This is a genomic window from Winogradskyella sp., from assembly GCF_045105575.1.
Taxonomy (GTDB): Bacteria; Bacteroidota; Bacteroidia; order Flavobacteriales; family Flavobacteriaceae; genus Winogradskyella.
Window position 1 is genome coordinate 18,811 of the sequence record NZ_JBGCDQ010000007.1, and the last position, 14,683, is coordinate 33,493.

Genomic DNA, 14,683 nt, shown 5'->3' on the forward strand with positions numbered 1-14,683 from the left:
TAATCATGTTTATAGTATTTAATATCAATGCGGCAATCTGGCCATTGACGACGTCGAATCTTCGATTTCACGAAAAGTGTCCACAGGACATTTTCTAAATGTTCTATCCTGTTTTCCACAAGCAAAGATTTTCTGATATGTCGAAAAAATTTAATCATTAATTATTTTTGAGTTCAGTTTCTAAACTAGCAATTAATGCCATAACTTCCATAATTGTAGATTCAAGAGCTTGTATATTGAATTCATTGTTATACTTCTGCTCATAAAGCAGTTTTAAAAAATCTTCGTTATTAATTAATGCATTATAATTTGCTGGTGTAAACGACACATAATTTTCCATTAGAACTCTTTTATAATACTTAAAAAAAGCTCTGTATTTTGGATTGAATTGTTCATTACTAATTTTATTATTTCTGTCTCCCAAATCGTCCACAAAATCGTACCATCGGTCGTAAAGATCGATAACAGATTTTCTTAAAGTATCGTTTGAAATATATTCAAAACCACGTGACTTTAAATTCTCAAAGCCGCCTGTGTTAATGGTGAAGTACGTATTGTATTGAATAAAACCAAAATGGAGATCTAGAGAATCGTGATAAGTTTTACCATTAGTCAGAAAATCTGTAATTAACAAATTTGATTGTATCGCTTTTCGGTTTAAATCAATATCTTCTTCTAAGGAAGCGAGATTTGTTTTAGAGTCGCTTAATAACTCACGAAGAATAGAAATTTCTATTTTGTTATTTTTTTTCTCTTCATTCCAATTATTTATTTGAAGCGCTATTAGAATTCCGATTACTACTAGGATTATTTCACCTATAGCGTATTTAAAGTATTTACCTGTTTTGTTTTCCATAATTAGGTTTTGACGTATTTTTCGGAAGAATTTTATCATTAAAACTTTTAATATTCTGATTCCAATAACTCAATTATTTCTTTTGCAGATTTGATAAGCACTTTGTTATCTATAATCATTATGTGTGTGAGTAACTCACGCTCAGCTAATATGTTTTCAAATTCGTGATTAGAAAACAAACTATCAAAATCTGCATTTTGTGTTACTGGTTGTCCTTTAGGCAGTTCGTAACCTCTAAATTTAAAATTTTCGTTTACGGACCTTAGAGGTACATAGTTACCAATTAACTTTACGTACTCTGGATAAGAATTATTGTAAATTCGTTGCTCTTCAAGCATTTCTTCAACATTTTGTGGCCATTCAACTAAAAGTCTTTTTAGTCTTTCATTTTTAATATTGTTTATGGTGCCTGTATAGAATAAAACATCCAACATTTTAAACTGTTCATTGAATAAGAAACCATTAAAAGTACGTGCCAATAGGTCGTATATTTTTTGAGGCTCATCTAATTGCTTTTTGTTAATCATAAGATTTAAATCATGCGTGGCCATCACACCATCATTTTTAGCATCTTGAAGTTCTTCAAGTTCTATCAGTCGAGCATTAAAGTCAATTTTAAGATTATTAAATAGATTATTTTGATTAATTGTTTCTTTTCGTTCTTCATTCCAATTATTAATCTGAAGTGCAATTAAAATACCGATGACTACAAGAATAATTTCCCCTATGGCGTATTTGAAGTAACGAGAGGTTTTTCCTGTTTCCATAAGGTTGTAGCGTATTTTACGGAAGAGTTTTATCATTGGTCAATATTAGTTTCAATTAAGGCTAGTGTCTCCTTCAAATAGGTCATAATTGATGCTTCATTTTTTGTAACGAAGGATTGATTCAAATAAAAATCAAACAAAAAGCCATCGACTTCAAGATTGGTTAAGAACGCTACATAATTTGATTTTGGAACGTCCATAGGTTTTATTAATACATCTCTTAGATAATCTTCTCTATCCATGAAGGCATCTTGGTTTCTAATGGGTAAACCTTTATTAATAATTGCTGGACCATTGGTTATCCAATAATTGCGCCTAACGATAACATCCTCTTTATAATCACCTAATTCTCCCGTCCATTGATTTAATTTGTAACGTAATTTTGGGTCTCTAATAAGTTCTAGCTTTCCTGATGAAGTAATATTATTTATAACACCTAATCTTGCATCAAAAGTGGCAAAATTATTAGCCTGACCCATTAAACTGTCAATAGTACGCGTTTCAAAATCAGAGTGTTCATCAAAATTTAAGAGTACGATAAATGCTTGTACAGAACTTACATTTACCTGATGGTCAGATGTAAGTTCCTCTATATTTTGTTTAAATTCTTCTTGAAGATTTAGCAAAATTTGTTGCTCCTTCTCAATATCATTTAGTTTTGAATTCCAGTTGTTAATCTGTAGCGCAATTAAGATACCTATGACGACCAAGACGATTTCGCCAATGGCATATTTGAGGTACTTGGATGTTTTGCCTTTTTCCATAAGGTTTAATCTTATTTTTCTAAAGAATTTTATCATTGGTTATTATGAAATACGTTTTTGTGTTTTCTTTATTTTAAATTATAATTTTCTATAGCTTTTAATAATTCATTGCCTAAGGTTACTTGTTCTTCGTAAAAGCCTGTGAGTTCTGCGGTGAACAAAAAACCTCTATATAAAATTGATAATACGATATCATTGCCTTTGTGCTCGGTTAGCACATCTGTATAATTACCTAATGCTTCTCGCATTTTCTGATTTGGTCTTTTTTCGAGTTCTAACCAATTTGAAAAGAAACCGCTTTTATGCAATTCTAAATCCAAATCATTGGCCCATACTTGTAAACTTGTTTCTTCAAATATTACTTTGTCAACCGAATTGTAATAATTGTATATCAATGCTTCTATTTCGGTATTATCAAGATATTGTAAATAGCCAGCGTTTTTTAGAGATTCAAACCCACTACGATTAAAATTCAATGGTTGCTCTATTATCATTGCAAATACAGCTTTAGTAATTTTTCGTTGGTCACTCCAATCTTTTTTTGAAATTAATTCTGTAGCCTCTGCACACAATTGTGATTGTTGTGTCCTTGTCTCAATCATAAAATCTGCAACTTTAATATCACTTTTTACATTTGTTGCAATTTTTTCTAAGTAATTCTTAAGGGCTTTTTTCTCATTTTTGATTTGATTTTGGTTGTTGACTTGAAGTGCAATTAAAATACCTATAACCACAAGTACAATTTCGCCAATGGCATATTTGAGGTACTTGGATGTTTTGCCTTTTTCCATGAGGTTGTAGCGTATTTTTCTAAAAAAATTTAGCATATTAGTCGCAGTTATCAATTAACAATGTATTCAATGCTACGGCATCAGCTTTGATACTTTTTAGAAGCGCTTTTTCGCGTTCTGCTATAATCATATTTGATATCATAAAATCCTTAATCTTTATAAATAGTTCGTCATTTGGATTTTGTTGCCAAGCCGTACTAGATAATAATTCTTGCAACTCTTTGTCAAATATGTACTGATACTGAGGCACCTCTTGTAACCCAAAGTCGGCAAATTTTTCTATGCTAAAAAGTCGTTCGGTTAACGCATTGTAATTTACATCGATGATATGTATGGCGTTGTCTTGTGCTGTGTAATGGCTTAATATTCTTTTTTTCAAGGTTTGATTTCTCAACGTTTCTAGTTTTCCAGACGAGGTAATGTCTACAATAGCTGCTTTGGTAGGGATGAACTTATAATACCTAAATGTTGACAAAAATTCTTTAAAAATAACTTGTTTATCCTTTTGGATTTTTAAAAGATTTTTTAAAAATCGTTCTGCACTTTCCAAACGATTATCTATAGTGACTAGTGAACTATCGATATTTCTAATATCTACTTGTAAATCTTCGGCAATTTTACAATAGTAGGTTTTTTCAAGTTGTATTGATTTTTGGTTTTCATTCCAATTATTAATCTGTAGCGCAATTAAAATACCTATAACCACAAGTACAATTTCGCCAATGGCGTATTTAAAGTATTTTGACATCTTATTTTGTTTCATGAGGTCATATCTGATTTTACGAAAGAACTTAATCATCCCTATAATGTTAGATTAGCATCAATTAAACCTAGTAAACGTTTTATGTCTTCAGTAGTAGTATCTAAAAATTCATTCTGATTATCTATAACTAAATTCATAATTAAAAGGTTAGAATAAACTTGTGTGTCACTATGTATGTTAACCTCAGAAATATCGGGCAAATGAGAATCGTGTTTTGTGTATTGTTTTACAAGTTGTCTGTTGCCGATTTTAGGTGAGATATCATCCACAAATTGGCGTGTTTTTTCTTTAACGCGTTCTTGGGTAGTATTCACAAAGTCTATTTGATAATATTGTGAAAGATTGTTTCTTAATTCCATATTGGTAATAAGGTCAATATTTTCCGAAGCTATCATATTTTCAAAAGCAATAGCGTTTGGTTCAAAGACAGTAAATTCATTCGTAAAAGCCATATAATTTAAAATTGCAGGTATATATTTTGCAGGATTAGACTGTTCTAAAACTATAAGGGTTGAGTCTATGTAAGACACTTTTGCAGCATTAAATTCTTTTACGTCTTTTATGCTTTCTAAATCATTTTGTAAGCTAATTCTAATTTGTTTTAAATAAACCTGTTCTTTGGATTTTAATAACCGCTTGGTATTCCAGCTATTTACTTGTAGTGCTAAAAGAATACCAATCATTACGAGTACAATTTCACCAATGGCGTATTTAAAGTATTTGCCTGTTTTTCCTCTTCCCATAAGATCTTTTCTAATGTATCTAAAAAATTTAATCATTGGTTTTCAATTGCACTTATTAAGTTTTGGATGTCTTTTTTTGTTTCTATAAGTAGGTTGTTCTGAAAATCGATAACCAAATCCATAATCCATAATAAGGATAGCAGTTGTTGGTCCTTAGATAAGGCTACATCTCTATCTGAAGGAATGTCTAAGCTCACATTGTACACAGTTTCAAAGTTTTCTTTAGTAGATATCCTAGGTGCGGTATAGTCCACAAAATCGCGTGTAACAAGGCGCATACGTTCTTGGATTCCGCCTTTAAAATCAAAACTGTAAAATTTAAGTAGCAATTTGCGTAAGTCGTCATCACGTATTAATCCAATATTCTCAGCAGAAATTAGATTTGTAAAACCTAGGTCGTTTGGAAAAAAGTGACGGTACACACCAAGCGTCATAACCTTATTATTTAGGATTGTCGCATCATTTCCTGAAGTGGAATTAGAAAAGCCCTGTAAAACATTTAGAATAGCTTCTTTTTTAGTCTTGTTGAAAATTAAAGCAGAATCTATTGCGATAAGGTCTGTCTTTAAGTTTTCTTTTATTTCAGTCAAGTATGTTTTTTCTTTTTTAGCATCTATTGTTTTATTGTTTAGATTGTTAATCTGTAGTGCAATTAAAATTCCTATGACTACAAGGATGATTTCGCCAATAGCGTATTTAAAGTATTTGGAAGTTTTATTTTCCATAACTAGGTTTTGTCGGATTTTTCGGAAGAATTTTATCATTGCTTAGAGTGTACTTTCCTTATTTTTCATTTAAACCCATACATCAATTTTCTCCATACCCATTCCATAGGACCATATTCAAAGTATTTTAACCAAATTCGACTACTAATGACTTGAACTGCAAAGACAAGTATGGCAATTAGCATCACAATAGTAAACCCATATTTTCCTGTAAGTTGAAAGCCGATACCATAGAAAATAATAATGCCAGCAAACGTATGTAAGAGATAGCAGGTTAGGGCAGTTTTACCAACAGAACTAAATAATTTTAGAAATCGATTACCATTGAGGCAAAGTAGTGCAATACCAGCGGCAATACTTAAGGCAAGCGGTATGGTTCCTAAGGCATAACAAATGGTATGTAAAAATGTATTTATAGCAGCATCATCTGCATAAAACTCTAAGTAACCTCTCATAAGGTTAAAAGGCAAACCGAATAGTAATCCAATCCAGAATACTTTTTTTAAGAAGGATTTATTGGTTAACAAATTGTCATTCAATATTTTTCTGCCAGCCCAAATGCCAATAAGAAATATGCCAAATACTTTAAAGATTCGGCCTTCCAAAAGAATCATCCCTATTCGCAAGAATGTATTACCTAAGTTCATTTTAAAAAAATCTAAAACGTTATTATTGAGTATGTAAGCTTGAAAATCTCCACTTAAAGCGCCATCAATTTCTATTAGTGGCATATTAAAGTAGGCATAGATTTCAGTTTGAAGGTCAAAAACAGGCTTAGGATAAGGCCATTCAGCAACAGACATAAAAGCCAAGTTTGCAATGGGCATTAGAATTAAAATACTGGCAGTGATAAGCAAGGTTCTATTGGATTTATCAACAAACCAGATGAGGCCAAAACCAAGTAGTGCGTACAAGGTTAAAATATCGCCAGCCCAAAACACCACCAAATGAATCAATCCGATAACCAAGAGCCAAAACATGCGCTTTCTGAAAAAAGAAACAAAAGATTTCCCTTTGGAAATGGCATTATTATATTGAATTACGCAGCCAATACCGAAGAGTAACGAGAAAATAGAATAAAATTTACCATCTACCAGCACGTAGTGAACATAACGCAGCAGCTCATCGCTGGCCCAACTGATTTCGCGAATACTACTATCCGCATCAAAAAACCAGAATCCTGCAAAAAATGAAATGTTTGCGGTAAAAATGAAAAAGATAGAGATGCCTCTCAGAATATCTAAAAATTCAATGCGGTCTAGGTTAGAAATTGGTTTTAAAGTTTTCAATAGATAGTTTTTAATTTTTTAATTATTCCTAAAAAGCGCTGCAAGGTTTTCAGACACTTGTAAGGCTTAGATTTTAAACAGCATCCTATTGATAACACCTGTAAATTGTATGGTATTTTAATTATCGTTTCTTTTTCCATTGTAAAATCACTTCTGCAATAAACAAAGGAATCACCCAAGCTACCCAAATACAGGCCGGACCACGTTCTTCAAAGGTTGGCATAAGGTCACGTACAAAGCTGGATTTATTAAGAATACGGAACAGCACAAAAGCCAGAGTGATGATATACGCTCTTATCATCCATTCCTTATGCTGTGGCACTCTTCTTAAACGGATCATTCTATAAGCCATCAATACACTAACAAACCAAGCCAAAGCCATGACAAACAGAGAAATACTCCATGAAATGTTAACGCGTGGCGCTACAAAAAATGACATATAAACCGCACATAATGAACCGATGATGATGGCAATAATGAAGACCTTACCTAAGTTGCGGTGTAAGCTTATATAGCGATTCCTGAAGGTAGTACTAAACTGAAACGGCCCTAATAGTAAGGCAATACCACCGCCTAATAAATGACCTATTAACCACCACCTACTAGACCAGTAATAATCCCTATATTGTTCTATATTGAAATTTAAAAAGTAGGGAAAAGCTTCATCGGTTACAAAACAGGTTGCGACAAGAAATATTATTCCCAGAAACGTAGCTTTTATAGCTCTTGATGATTGTTTAGTTTTTTGCATGATATACTTCTAATTCTATTTCTACCATGAATTCTGGAAGTGCTAATCCCTTAACCTCAAGCCAGGACCCAGTAGGGAATCCATTTTTATATACCTCTGCACGATACGCCGATTTTTCCAGCATTTGTGCCATATCGGTGGTAAAAATGTCTTCCTTAACCACATCGTCAAAGCTGCATCCATAATGCTTTAAAATCTTTCCTAAATCGGCATAACAGTTTTTCATTTGCTGTTCTATATCGCCTATGGCCGTTGGGTTGCCTTCATCATCCATACTTACTGCACCTGAAATTTTAATATTATTTCCGATTTTTACGGCATGACTATAACCATAGGCTTTTTCTACTTCTGGTCTTAGTGAGAAATATTCAGGCTTCTCATTTTCAATAGTAGTTTCTTTTTCAATGGCGATTGATGTTTCTTTTGGCTTTTGTTCGCAACTTTGTAGTGTAACAGTTAACGAGAAAAGCAATAAAATTATGGTTGATGGTTTGGTGATTTTTTTTAATGTTTTCATAAGTTTATACTTAATGGTTCAAATTTTCAAATTGACGTGTATGTTCTTCTTATATAATTAGAATTTAAATTGTGGTTACAAGAATTTGCTTCTTATTTACAATAGCAAGATATTATGTAACGTAAAGCGTGTCAACCACATATTAATGTGAAATTGAATACTAACATTTTGTATCTTTGATATTAGCTATTAATTAAACCCATTCTCTTGAAGTCATTCTTAACTTCACAATATATAGTGCTATCACTTTTTTTATGTGTGCTAAGCACAAATATGTATGCACAGAATCCATCGCAAATCGATGTACTAACTACAAAAGACGGATTGCTTTTTAGAGATGTATCAGATATTGTGCAGGATAAAAAAGGCCTATTATGGATTAGCACTACCCAAGGATTAAATCGTTACGATGGCCATAATTTTAAAGCATACACCAATGATATTCAGAATCCATTCTATATTGAAGCAAATGGTATAAGATGGAATATGCTCTATGACATACCTAATAATTCTGTATGGTTCTCGGCTAATAATAAATTGTTTCAACTTAAAGTCTCAACAGATTCCATTATATCTTACAATGAAAAACATAATTTAAACGATCGCGTCCTAGAAATTTACAAAGCACCAGATCAGTCCATTTGGGTAGTAACTGACGATTATTGGCTGGTAAATAAAGAGACTTCAAAACTCTATCTAAAGAAATTTGAAAACGGAACGTTTAATACCATTACCTCTGTTAATAGATATAAGCAAAATTTTAATAATCTAACTTTTGACAGCAACGGATTTTTATGGTGGTCAACTACTAGTAGCAGTAATAAATATAGTCTAAAAGGTGAACTCATAGAGCGTCATATTTTTGACACTTATGATTGGAATGGCGACTTTATACATTATGTACCACAATTTTTTGACAGTAACCATAGGCACTATTATTTTCCGCCTTCTCGTGGTGGAATTGACATATACAATGCTAAGGATAAAACCTCTGAGATAATCTTTGATACAGGCAATATTATACGTCGTGCCATAGAGGATAAAGATGGAAATATTTGGTTTGCTGGCGATAATACTCTCTATCATATGGATAGAGATAGAAATTTTAACGATTATTCAGATTTGCTAAAATCTAAATTGGACTATTCTAAAATTAATAATCTTTTTATAGACAAAAACAATTTGCTCTGGGTTGCTACAGATAATGGTTTATTTAAGATAAAAACCCATAAACAATTATTTTCCAATCTTTTTAAATCTAAAAATGAAGGTTGGGGGAATTCCATGCGAGGTATTTTTGAAGATGCAGAAGGGCGCATATTTTCACTCTGCGAAAGTAAACATCAACTGTGGTACAAAACTAAAACGGGTAAGATTGACTCTCTACCCTTAAAAACTAAATTTGGAAAACCGGTGTCACTCATGTATGATGCTAGTTTCATAGTTACAGACAACAGTAAAACCAAAGCTTATGCCATAGGAAATGGCATTTGCGAAATAGATTTAAAAACAGGTATTACGACAATTCAAGATCAATTTACAATCAATAATAACATTCATGGCCCAAACGCACTGTTACTGTTAAAAGATGAACGTTTGCTCTTTGGTTTCACTATGGAATACTTGACTGTTTTCGACCCAAAAACCCAAGAAAGCCAACCTGTTTTCAATAATTTATCAGAAGGCGAAAATATTAGGAGTCTTTGGTTTTTTGAAGAAAGTAGAGATGACAATTGTGTTTGGATAGGTACCGAAGACCGTGGTATTCTAAAAGTTAATTTAAAAGGAAATATCCTTACATCATATAATGCCAAAACATTACCAAGCCTTGGTAACTACAGTATTTTATGTATTGAAGAAGATAACGATAAAAGTTTATGGGTTGGCACTTATGGAGGTGGACTAAAACATATTGCTCCAGATGGTAAAACCGTAACAACCTATACCAAAGCAAATGGCTTGCCAGATAATAATGTGGTTGGTATTTTATTAGAGAATGATAATAAATTATGGATTAGTACCTATAACGGTTTATCCTTTTTTGATAAAAAAACAAAAGAATTTCAAAATTTTTATACGGAAGACGGACTATCACATAATGAGTTTAACTATTCTTCTTTTTTTAAGGATAGCCAAGGCATCTATTATTTTGGTGGTATGAATGGAATTAACGTTTTTAATCCGAAAACGTTACAAGAATCTGTTAGACCACCAGATATTCAGTTTTTAGAGATTTCCGGATATAATAGTAACACAAAACAAAATTATACTAACGACTATGCTCAAAAAGACCTAAAAGAATTTACTGCATCGCCTTACGACCAGTATTTTGAAATAAGTTGGACGATGCCAAGCTATTTTCAGAATAAAAAAAACACATACAGTACAAAATTAGAAGGTTTTGAAGACCGATGGTTTTATCAAGGCAACACAGCATCTATCCGTTACAATAAATTGCCAGCAGGTGATTATGTGTTAAAAGTTAAAGGCACAGATTCCAGAGGAAATGAAGCAGCATCCCCATTATCAATTCCTATTACAGTGCAACAAGTATTCTACAAAAAGTGGTGGTTTATAGCATTGGTAATGTTGGCAATAATCGGAATTGTGTATTCAATTTTTAGATATCGGGTACAACAAGTTTTAGCAATGGAACGCTTACGAACCAAAATTTCTAGTGATTTGCATGATGACGTCGGTTCTTTATTATCTGGTCTCGCCATGCAAACGGAACTCATGGAAATTAATGCCAGTGAAGCCGATAAGTTTAAGCTTCAAAAAATTGCAGACATCAGCCGGAATGCCATTTCGCAAATGCGCGATTTGGTTTGGAGTATAGACAGTAGACGCGAGACTGTTGAAGATTTAATTGAACGCATGAGAGAGTTGGCAGAAGAACTATTATTACCTAAGGATATTTCATTTTACATTGATAGTTCAAACATAAAGAACCCAACAAAAAAATTACCAGCACAAACCAAGCAGCATATATTCTTAATCTATAAAGAAGCGATTACAAATATTTTACGCCATTCAGATGCAACTAACGTCATAGTTACCATAACAAATGATTCTAATGGTTGCCAATTTGTAATTAAAGACAACGGTAGCAAAAAGGAATCTTACAAAAGCACAGGATTGGGTTTATCTAATATGGTAATGCGTGCCGAAAAAATTAAAGGTAGCCTTCAGTTTCAAAAAGAAGATGGTTTTGGAGTGCATCTTAAGCTGCCTTTTCAAATGTAATTTCACATCTTAATGTGATTGTGAATTTTTTTTAAAACCCATAACTTTACAAATGAAGTTTAACCGTAAATTTAAATTGATTTTGAAACAGTAGGATGAACCAAATAAAGTTAGCAATTATAGAAGATGATGAATTAATTCAGGAAAGCCTGAACGACTTCTTTGATGCGCAACCTAAAATTGACTGTTTGCAAATTTCGGCCTCGGTTGAAAGTTTCCTTACCGCTTTAAAGACTTTAGAAAAAACACCAGAGGTTATCCTTTTAGATATTAATTTATTAGGCATGTCCGGTATTGACGGAATTCCGTTAATCTTAAACGAATTACCTAAAGTAGATATCATTATGCTGACTACGTTTGAAGATAATGACAGTATTTATAAAGCCTTATGTGCAGGAGCTTGCTCGTATTTATCTAAAAAAACACCTCTTAAAAAAATACAGGAAGCTGTAGAAGTGGTTTACGATGGTGGTTCTTATATGTCACCTTCCATTGCCCGAAAAATAGTAAATAGTTATGCGCCAAAACCTAGCAAAAGCGATGTATTAACACCGAGACAAAAGGAAATTGTTACAGGCATCGTAGATGGTAAAAGCTATAAAATGATTGCTGATGATTTATTTGTATCACTCGATACGGTTCGCAGTCACATAAAGAATATCTACAAAGCATTAGAAATTAATAGTAAGGCGGAATTGATAAAGAAGTCTTATGATAATGAGATTTGAAATTATATAAACAAACCAATTATTATCTTAAACACCCCTAAAGTCCCCTCAAGGGGACCTTCTTAAAAACAAACTTACGTGCTAGTGTCTCCTTGATAGGACTTTAGTGGTGTATTTTAATTAATACGCCTTATCATGAACATTAGCAATCGCTCTACCACTCGGATCATTCATGTTTTTAAAAGCTTCATCCCATTCTAAAGCAATTGCAGTACTGCATGCTACACTTGCCTCTTGTGGCACACTTAAGGCTGCTGCATCACTAGGAAAATGCCCTTCAAAAATAGTTCGGTAGTAATACTCTTCTTTATTTAAGGGTGTATTAATTGGAAAGCGGAACGCTGCATTTTCTATTTGTTCGTCAGTCACTTCATTGTCAACCAATTCTTTTAAGGTATCGATCCAACTATAACCTACACCATCAGAACATTGTTCTTTTTGCCTCCAAGCGACACTTTCTGGAATCATATCTTCAAATGCCTTACGAATCACCCATTTTTCCATGCGTTCTCCGTTAATCATTTTATCTTTTGGATTGATACGCATCGCCACATCCATAAATTCTTTATCTAAAAATGGCACACGACCTTCAATTCCCCAAGCCGCTAAACTTTTGTTCGCTCTAAGACAATCGTACATGTGCAACTTATCTAATTTACGTACTGTTTCTTCGTGAAATTCTTTAGCATTTGGTGCTTTATGAAAGTATAAATAACCACCAAAAATCTCATCGGCACCTTCTCCAGACAATACCATTTTTATGCCCATAGACTTAATCACTCTCGCCATTAAATACATTGGAGTCGAAGAACGAATGGTTGTAATATCATAGGTTTCAATATTATAAATCACATCCTTAATCGCATCTAAACCTTCTTGGATCGTAAATTTAATTTCATGATGCACTGTACCAATATGATCTGCCACTACCTTTGCCGCTGCTAAATCTGGTGACCCTTCTAACCCAACCGAAAATGAATGCAATTGTGGATACCAAGCTTTTTCTTTATCGTCCGCTTCGATGCGTCTCTCCGAATACTTTTTAGCAATCGCTGATGTTACAGAAGAATCTAAGCCTCCTGACAATAAAACTCCGTAAGGTACATCACTCATTAATTGTCTATGAACTGCATTTTCTAAGGCTTGCTTTACTTCAGCAATACTAGTTTCGTTATCTTTAACTGCATCGTAATTTGTCCAATCACGCTGATACCATTTTACAAATTCACCATCTTTACTCGACATGTAATGTCCTGGAGGGAATAATTCAATTTTGGTACAAATGCCTTCTAAAGCTTTTAGTTCTGAAGCCACATAAAAGGTACCATTTTTATCCCAACCAATGTACAAAGGAATAATTCCCATATGATCTCTAGCGATGAAGTATTCGTCCTTTTCAACATCGTAAATCGCAAATCCGAAAATACCATTCATATCATCTACAAAGTCATGCCCTTTTTCTTGATATAAGGCTAAAATGACTTCGCAATCACTTTGAGTTTGAAAATCGTACTTGCCTTCAAATTGTTTTCTTAAAGCACGATGGTTATAGATTTCACCATTGGCAGCTAGGATTAATTTTTTATCTGGACTTAACAACGGTTGCTTACCAGAAGCAGGATCTACAATGGCCAAACGCTCATGCGCCATAATCACTTTATCGTCACTATAAATACCACTCCAATCTGGCCCACGATGACGGATCGTTTTTGCCATTTCTAAAACCTGTGGTCTTAAATCATCAACTTTTTGTTTTATATCGAACGCACATACAATTCCGCACATAATATTACCTTTTTTCAATTTGGCTTTAGAAAGATCAGCCAAGTGTTATTAATAATTAGATCACAAATATGAATTAAAACTTTCATATTCTAAACATATATAACAATATTAGTTTCATATTAAAACTAAAAAAACAAAATAAGGATACAAAAAGAATTTAAAGCTGCCGAATTGATATTTAAACTTTTAATCTGTAAACTTTAGTATTTCTTTACGACTAGTACAAGCAGTAAAAAACTAATTTTGAAAAAAACCAATACATCTCATTTATTATGAAAAAATTGAATTTTGTTACCGCTATTACTTTTGCCTTTTTAATGTTATTTTCATTCAACACTCAGGCACAAGATTTTAAAGACTTAGATAAAAGCCCAATGGATGTGGCCGCTTTTCCTAGTAATTACAAAGAATCTAATAAATTGATAAAAGTAGCTTATAGTCGTCCAATGCTTAAGGGACGTGCTATTGAGAAACTCGCACCAAACGGTAAAGTTTGGAGAACAGGTGCCAATGAAGCTCCTGAATTAACACTATATACCGACATGAAATTAGGTGGTACAACCGTTAAGGCTGGCACTTACACGTTTTATGTGATTCCAGGAGAAAAAGAATGGACTGCAATCATTAGTACCGACTTAAATGTTTGGGGAAGTTATTTTTATGACGAAAAGAATGATGTAGCACGTATCACTGTTCCGGTGAGTGAAGACACTACATCTTTAGAAGCATTTTCTATGGCTTTTGAAAAGTCTGACGATGGCGTGCACATGCATATGGGTTGGGGAACTATGCGACTTGCTGTTCCTTTTACGAAGTAGCAGTTAGAAGCTAGAAGCTAGAAGCTAGAAGCTAGAAGCTAGAAGCTAGAAGCTAGAAGCTAGAAGCTAGAAGCTAGAAGCTAGAAGCTAGAAGCTAGAAGCTAGAAGCTAGAAGCTAGAAGCTAGAAGCTAGAAGCTAG

14 protein-coding genes are annotated in these 14,683 nt (G+C 33.1%); 3 read left to right on the forward strand and 11 right to left on the reverse strand.

Annotated elements, in window-relative coordinates:
- Window positions 1-157: 157 nt before the first annotated feature.
- The 10 genes from AB8B52_RS01575 to AB8B52_RS01620 all read right to left on the reverse strand — a co-directional run bounded on the left by AB8B52_RS01575 (window position 158) and on the right by AB8B52_RS01620 (window position 7,966).
- The gene (locus AB8B52_RS01575) at window positions 158-856 is read right to left on the reverse strand and encodes a DUF6090 family protein (RefSeq protein ID WP_406024563.1); all 699 of its coding nucleotides are present in this window, start codon (window positions 854-856) and stop codon (window positions 158-160) included.
- A 47-nt stretch (window positions 857-903) separates the two neighbouring features.
- Window positions 904-1,659, reverse strand: a complete 756-nt coding sequence (locus AB8B52_RS01580) for a DUF6090 family protein (protein ID WP_406024565.1) — start codon at window positions 1,657-1,659, stop codon at window positions 904-906.
- Window positions 1,656-2,387 carry a DUF6090 family protein gene (locus AB8B52_RS01585; RefSeq protein WP_406024567.1) on the reverse strand — a complete coding sequence of 244 codons (732 nt, stop codon included), beginning with the start codon at window positions 2,385-2,387 and terminating at the stop codon, window positions 1,656-1,658. The genes AB8B52_RS01580 and AB8B52_RS01585 overlap by 4 nt, the downstream gene beginning before the upstream one ends.
- 68 nt (window positions 2,388-2,455) lie before the next feature.
- Complete coding sequence (locus tag AB8B52_RS01590) at window positions 2,456-3,214, reverse strand: hypothetical protein (RefSeq protein WP_406024569.1); 759 nt, start codon at window positions 3,212-3,214, stop codon at window positions 2,456-2,458.
- Window position 3,215: 1 nt separating this feature from the next.
- Complete coding sequence (locus AB8B52_RS01595) at window positions 3,216-3,926, reverse strand: DUF6090 family protein (RefSeq protein WP_406024571.1); 711 nt, start codon at window positions 3,924-3,926, stop codon at window positions 3,216-3,218.
- Between the two features lie 53 nt (window positions 3,927-3,979).
- Window positions 3,980-4,720, reverse strand: coding sequence for a DUF6090 family protein (locus tag AB8B52_RS01600; protein WP_406024573.1), 741 nt, complete (start codon window positions 4,718-4,720; stop codon window positions 3,980-3,982).
- Entirely contained in the window at window positions 4,717-5,409 is a 693-nt protein-coding gene (locus AB8B52_RS01605; protein WP_406024575.1) for a DUF6090 family protein, read from the reverse strand. The genes AB8B52_RS01600 and AB8B52_RS01605 overlap by 4 nt, the downstream gene beginning before the upstream one ends.
- Before the next feature lie 65 nt (window positions 5,410-5,474).
- Window positions 5,475-6,698, reverse strand: a complete 1,224-nt coding sequence (locus AB8B52_RS01610) for a DUF418 domain-containing protein (RefSeq protein WP_406024577.1) — start codon at window positions 6,696-6,698, stop codon at window positions 5,475-5,477.
- Window positions 6,699-6,819: 121 nt separating this feature from the next.
- Window positions 6,820-7,449: a DUF2306 domain-containing protein gene (locus AB8B52_RS01615; protein WP_406024579.1), complete on the reverse strand. Its 630-nt coding sequence runs from the start codon at window positions 7,447-7,449 to the stop codon at window positions 6,820-6,822.
- The gene (locus AB8B52_RS01620; RefSeq protein ID WP_406024580.1) at window positions 7,436-7,966 is read right to left on the reverse strand and encodes a RidA family protein; all 531 of its coding nucleotides are present in this window, start codon (window positions 7,964-7,966) and stop codon (window positions 7,436-7,438) included. Before AB8B52_RS01620 ends, AB8B52_RS01615 begins: the two co-directional genes overlap by 14 nt.
- A 273-nt stretch (window positions 7,967-8,239) precedes the next feature.
- Here AB8B52_RS01620 and AB8B52_RS01625 point away from each other — a divergent pair, with 273 nt between their 5' ends.
- Both AB8B52_RS01625 and AB8B52_RS01630 read left to right on the forward strand, forming a co-directional pair.
- Complete coding sequence (locus AB8B52_RS01625; protein ID WP_406024582.1) at window positions 8,240-11,212, forward strand: two-component regulator propeller domain-containing protein; 2,973 nt, start codon at window positions 8,240-8,242, stop codon at window positions 11,210-11,212.
- 95 nt (window positions 11,213-11,307) lie between these two features.
- On the forward strand, window positions 11,308-11,940 hold the full coding sequence (locus tag AB8B52_RS01630) for a response regulator (RefSeq protein WP_406024584.1): 633 nt from the start codon (window positions 11,308-11,310) through the stop codon (window positions 11,938-11,940).
- Between the two features lie 120 nt (window positions 11,941-12,060).
- Here the strand turns inward: AB8B52_RS01630 and asnB are convergent, their stop codons facing one another.
- Window positions 12,061-13,725: an asparagine synthase B gene (gene asnB, locus AB8B52_RS01635; protein ID WP_406024586.1), complete on the reverse strand. Its 1,665-nt coding sequence runs from the start codon at window positions 13,723-13,725 to the stop codon at window positions 12,061-12,063.
- Between the two features lie 272 nt (window positions 13,726-13,997).
- Here asnB and AB8B52_RS01640 point away from each other — a divergent pair, with 272 nt between their 5' ends.
- Entirely contained in the window at window positions 13,998-14,543 is a 546-nt protein-coding gene (locus AB8B52_RS01640) for a DUF2911 domain-containing protein (RefSeq protein WP_406024588.1), read from the forward strand.
- Window positions 14,544-14,683 lie beyond the last annotated feature (140 nt).

Bases quoted from the DNA above. Each gene is read 5' to 3' on its own strand.
- AB8B52_RS01595 (WP_406024571.1), bottom strand. From the start codon at position 3,926: ATGTCAAAATACTTTAAATACGCCATTGGCGAAATTGTACTTGTGGTT.
- AB8B52_RS01585 (WP_406024567.1), bottom strand. From the start codon at position 2,387: ATGGAAAAAGGCAAAACATCCAAGTACCTCAAATATGCCATTGGCGAA.
- AB8B52_RS01620 (WP_406024580.1), bottom strand. From the start codon at position 7,966: ATGAAAACATTAAAAAAAATCACCAAACCATCAACCATAATTTTATTG.
- AB8B52_RS01625 (WP_406024582.1), top strand. From the start codon at position 8,240: ATGTATGCACAGAATCCATCGCAAATCGATGTACTAACTACAAAAGAC.
- AB8B52_RS01630 (WP_406024584.1), top strand. From the start codon at position 11,308: ATGAACCAAATAAAGTTAGCAATTATAGAAGATGATGAATTAATTCAG.
- AB8B52_RS01600 (WP_406024573.1), bottom strand. From the start codon at position 4,720: ATGATTAAATTTTTTAGATACATTAGAAAAGATCTTATGGGAAGAGGA.
- asnB (WP_406024586.1), bottom strand. From the start codon at position 13,725: ATGTGCGGAATTGTATGTGCGTTCGATATAAAACAAAAAGTTGATGAT.
- AB8B52_RS01580 (WP_406024565.1), bottom strand. From the start codon at position 1,659: ATGATAAAACTCTTCCGTAAAATACGCTACAACCTTATGGAAACAGGA.
- AB8B52_RS01640 (WP_406024588.1), top strand. From the start codon at position 13,998: ATGAAAAAATTGAATTTTGTTACCGCTATTACTTTTGCCTTTTTAATG.
- AB8B52_RS01575 (WP_406024563.1), bottom strand. From the start codon at position 856: ATGGAAAACAAAACAGGTAAATACTTTAAATACGCTATAGGTGAAATA.
- AB8B52_RS01590 (WP_406024569.1), bottom strand. From the start codon at position 3,214: ATGCTAAATTTTTTTAGAAAAATACGCTACAACCTCATGGAAAAAGGC.
- AB8B52_RS01605 (WP_406024575.1), bottom strand. From the start codon at position 5,409: ATGGAAAATAAAACTTCCAAATACTTTAAATACGCTATTGGCGAAATC.
- AB8B52_RS01615 (WP_406024579.1), bottom strand. From the start codon at position 7,449: ATGCAAAAAACTAAACAATCATCAAGAGCTATAAAAGCTACGTTTCTG.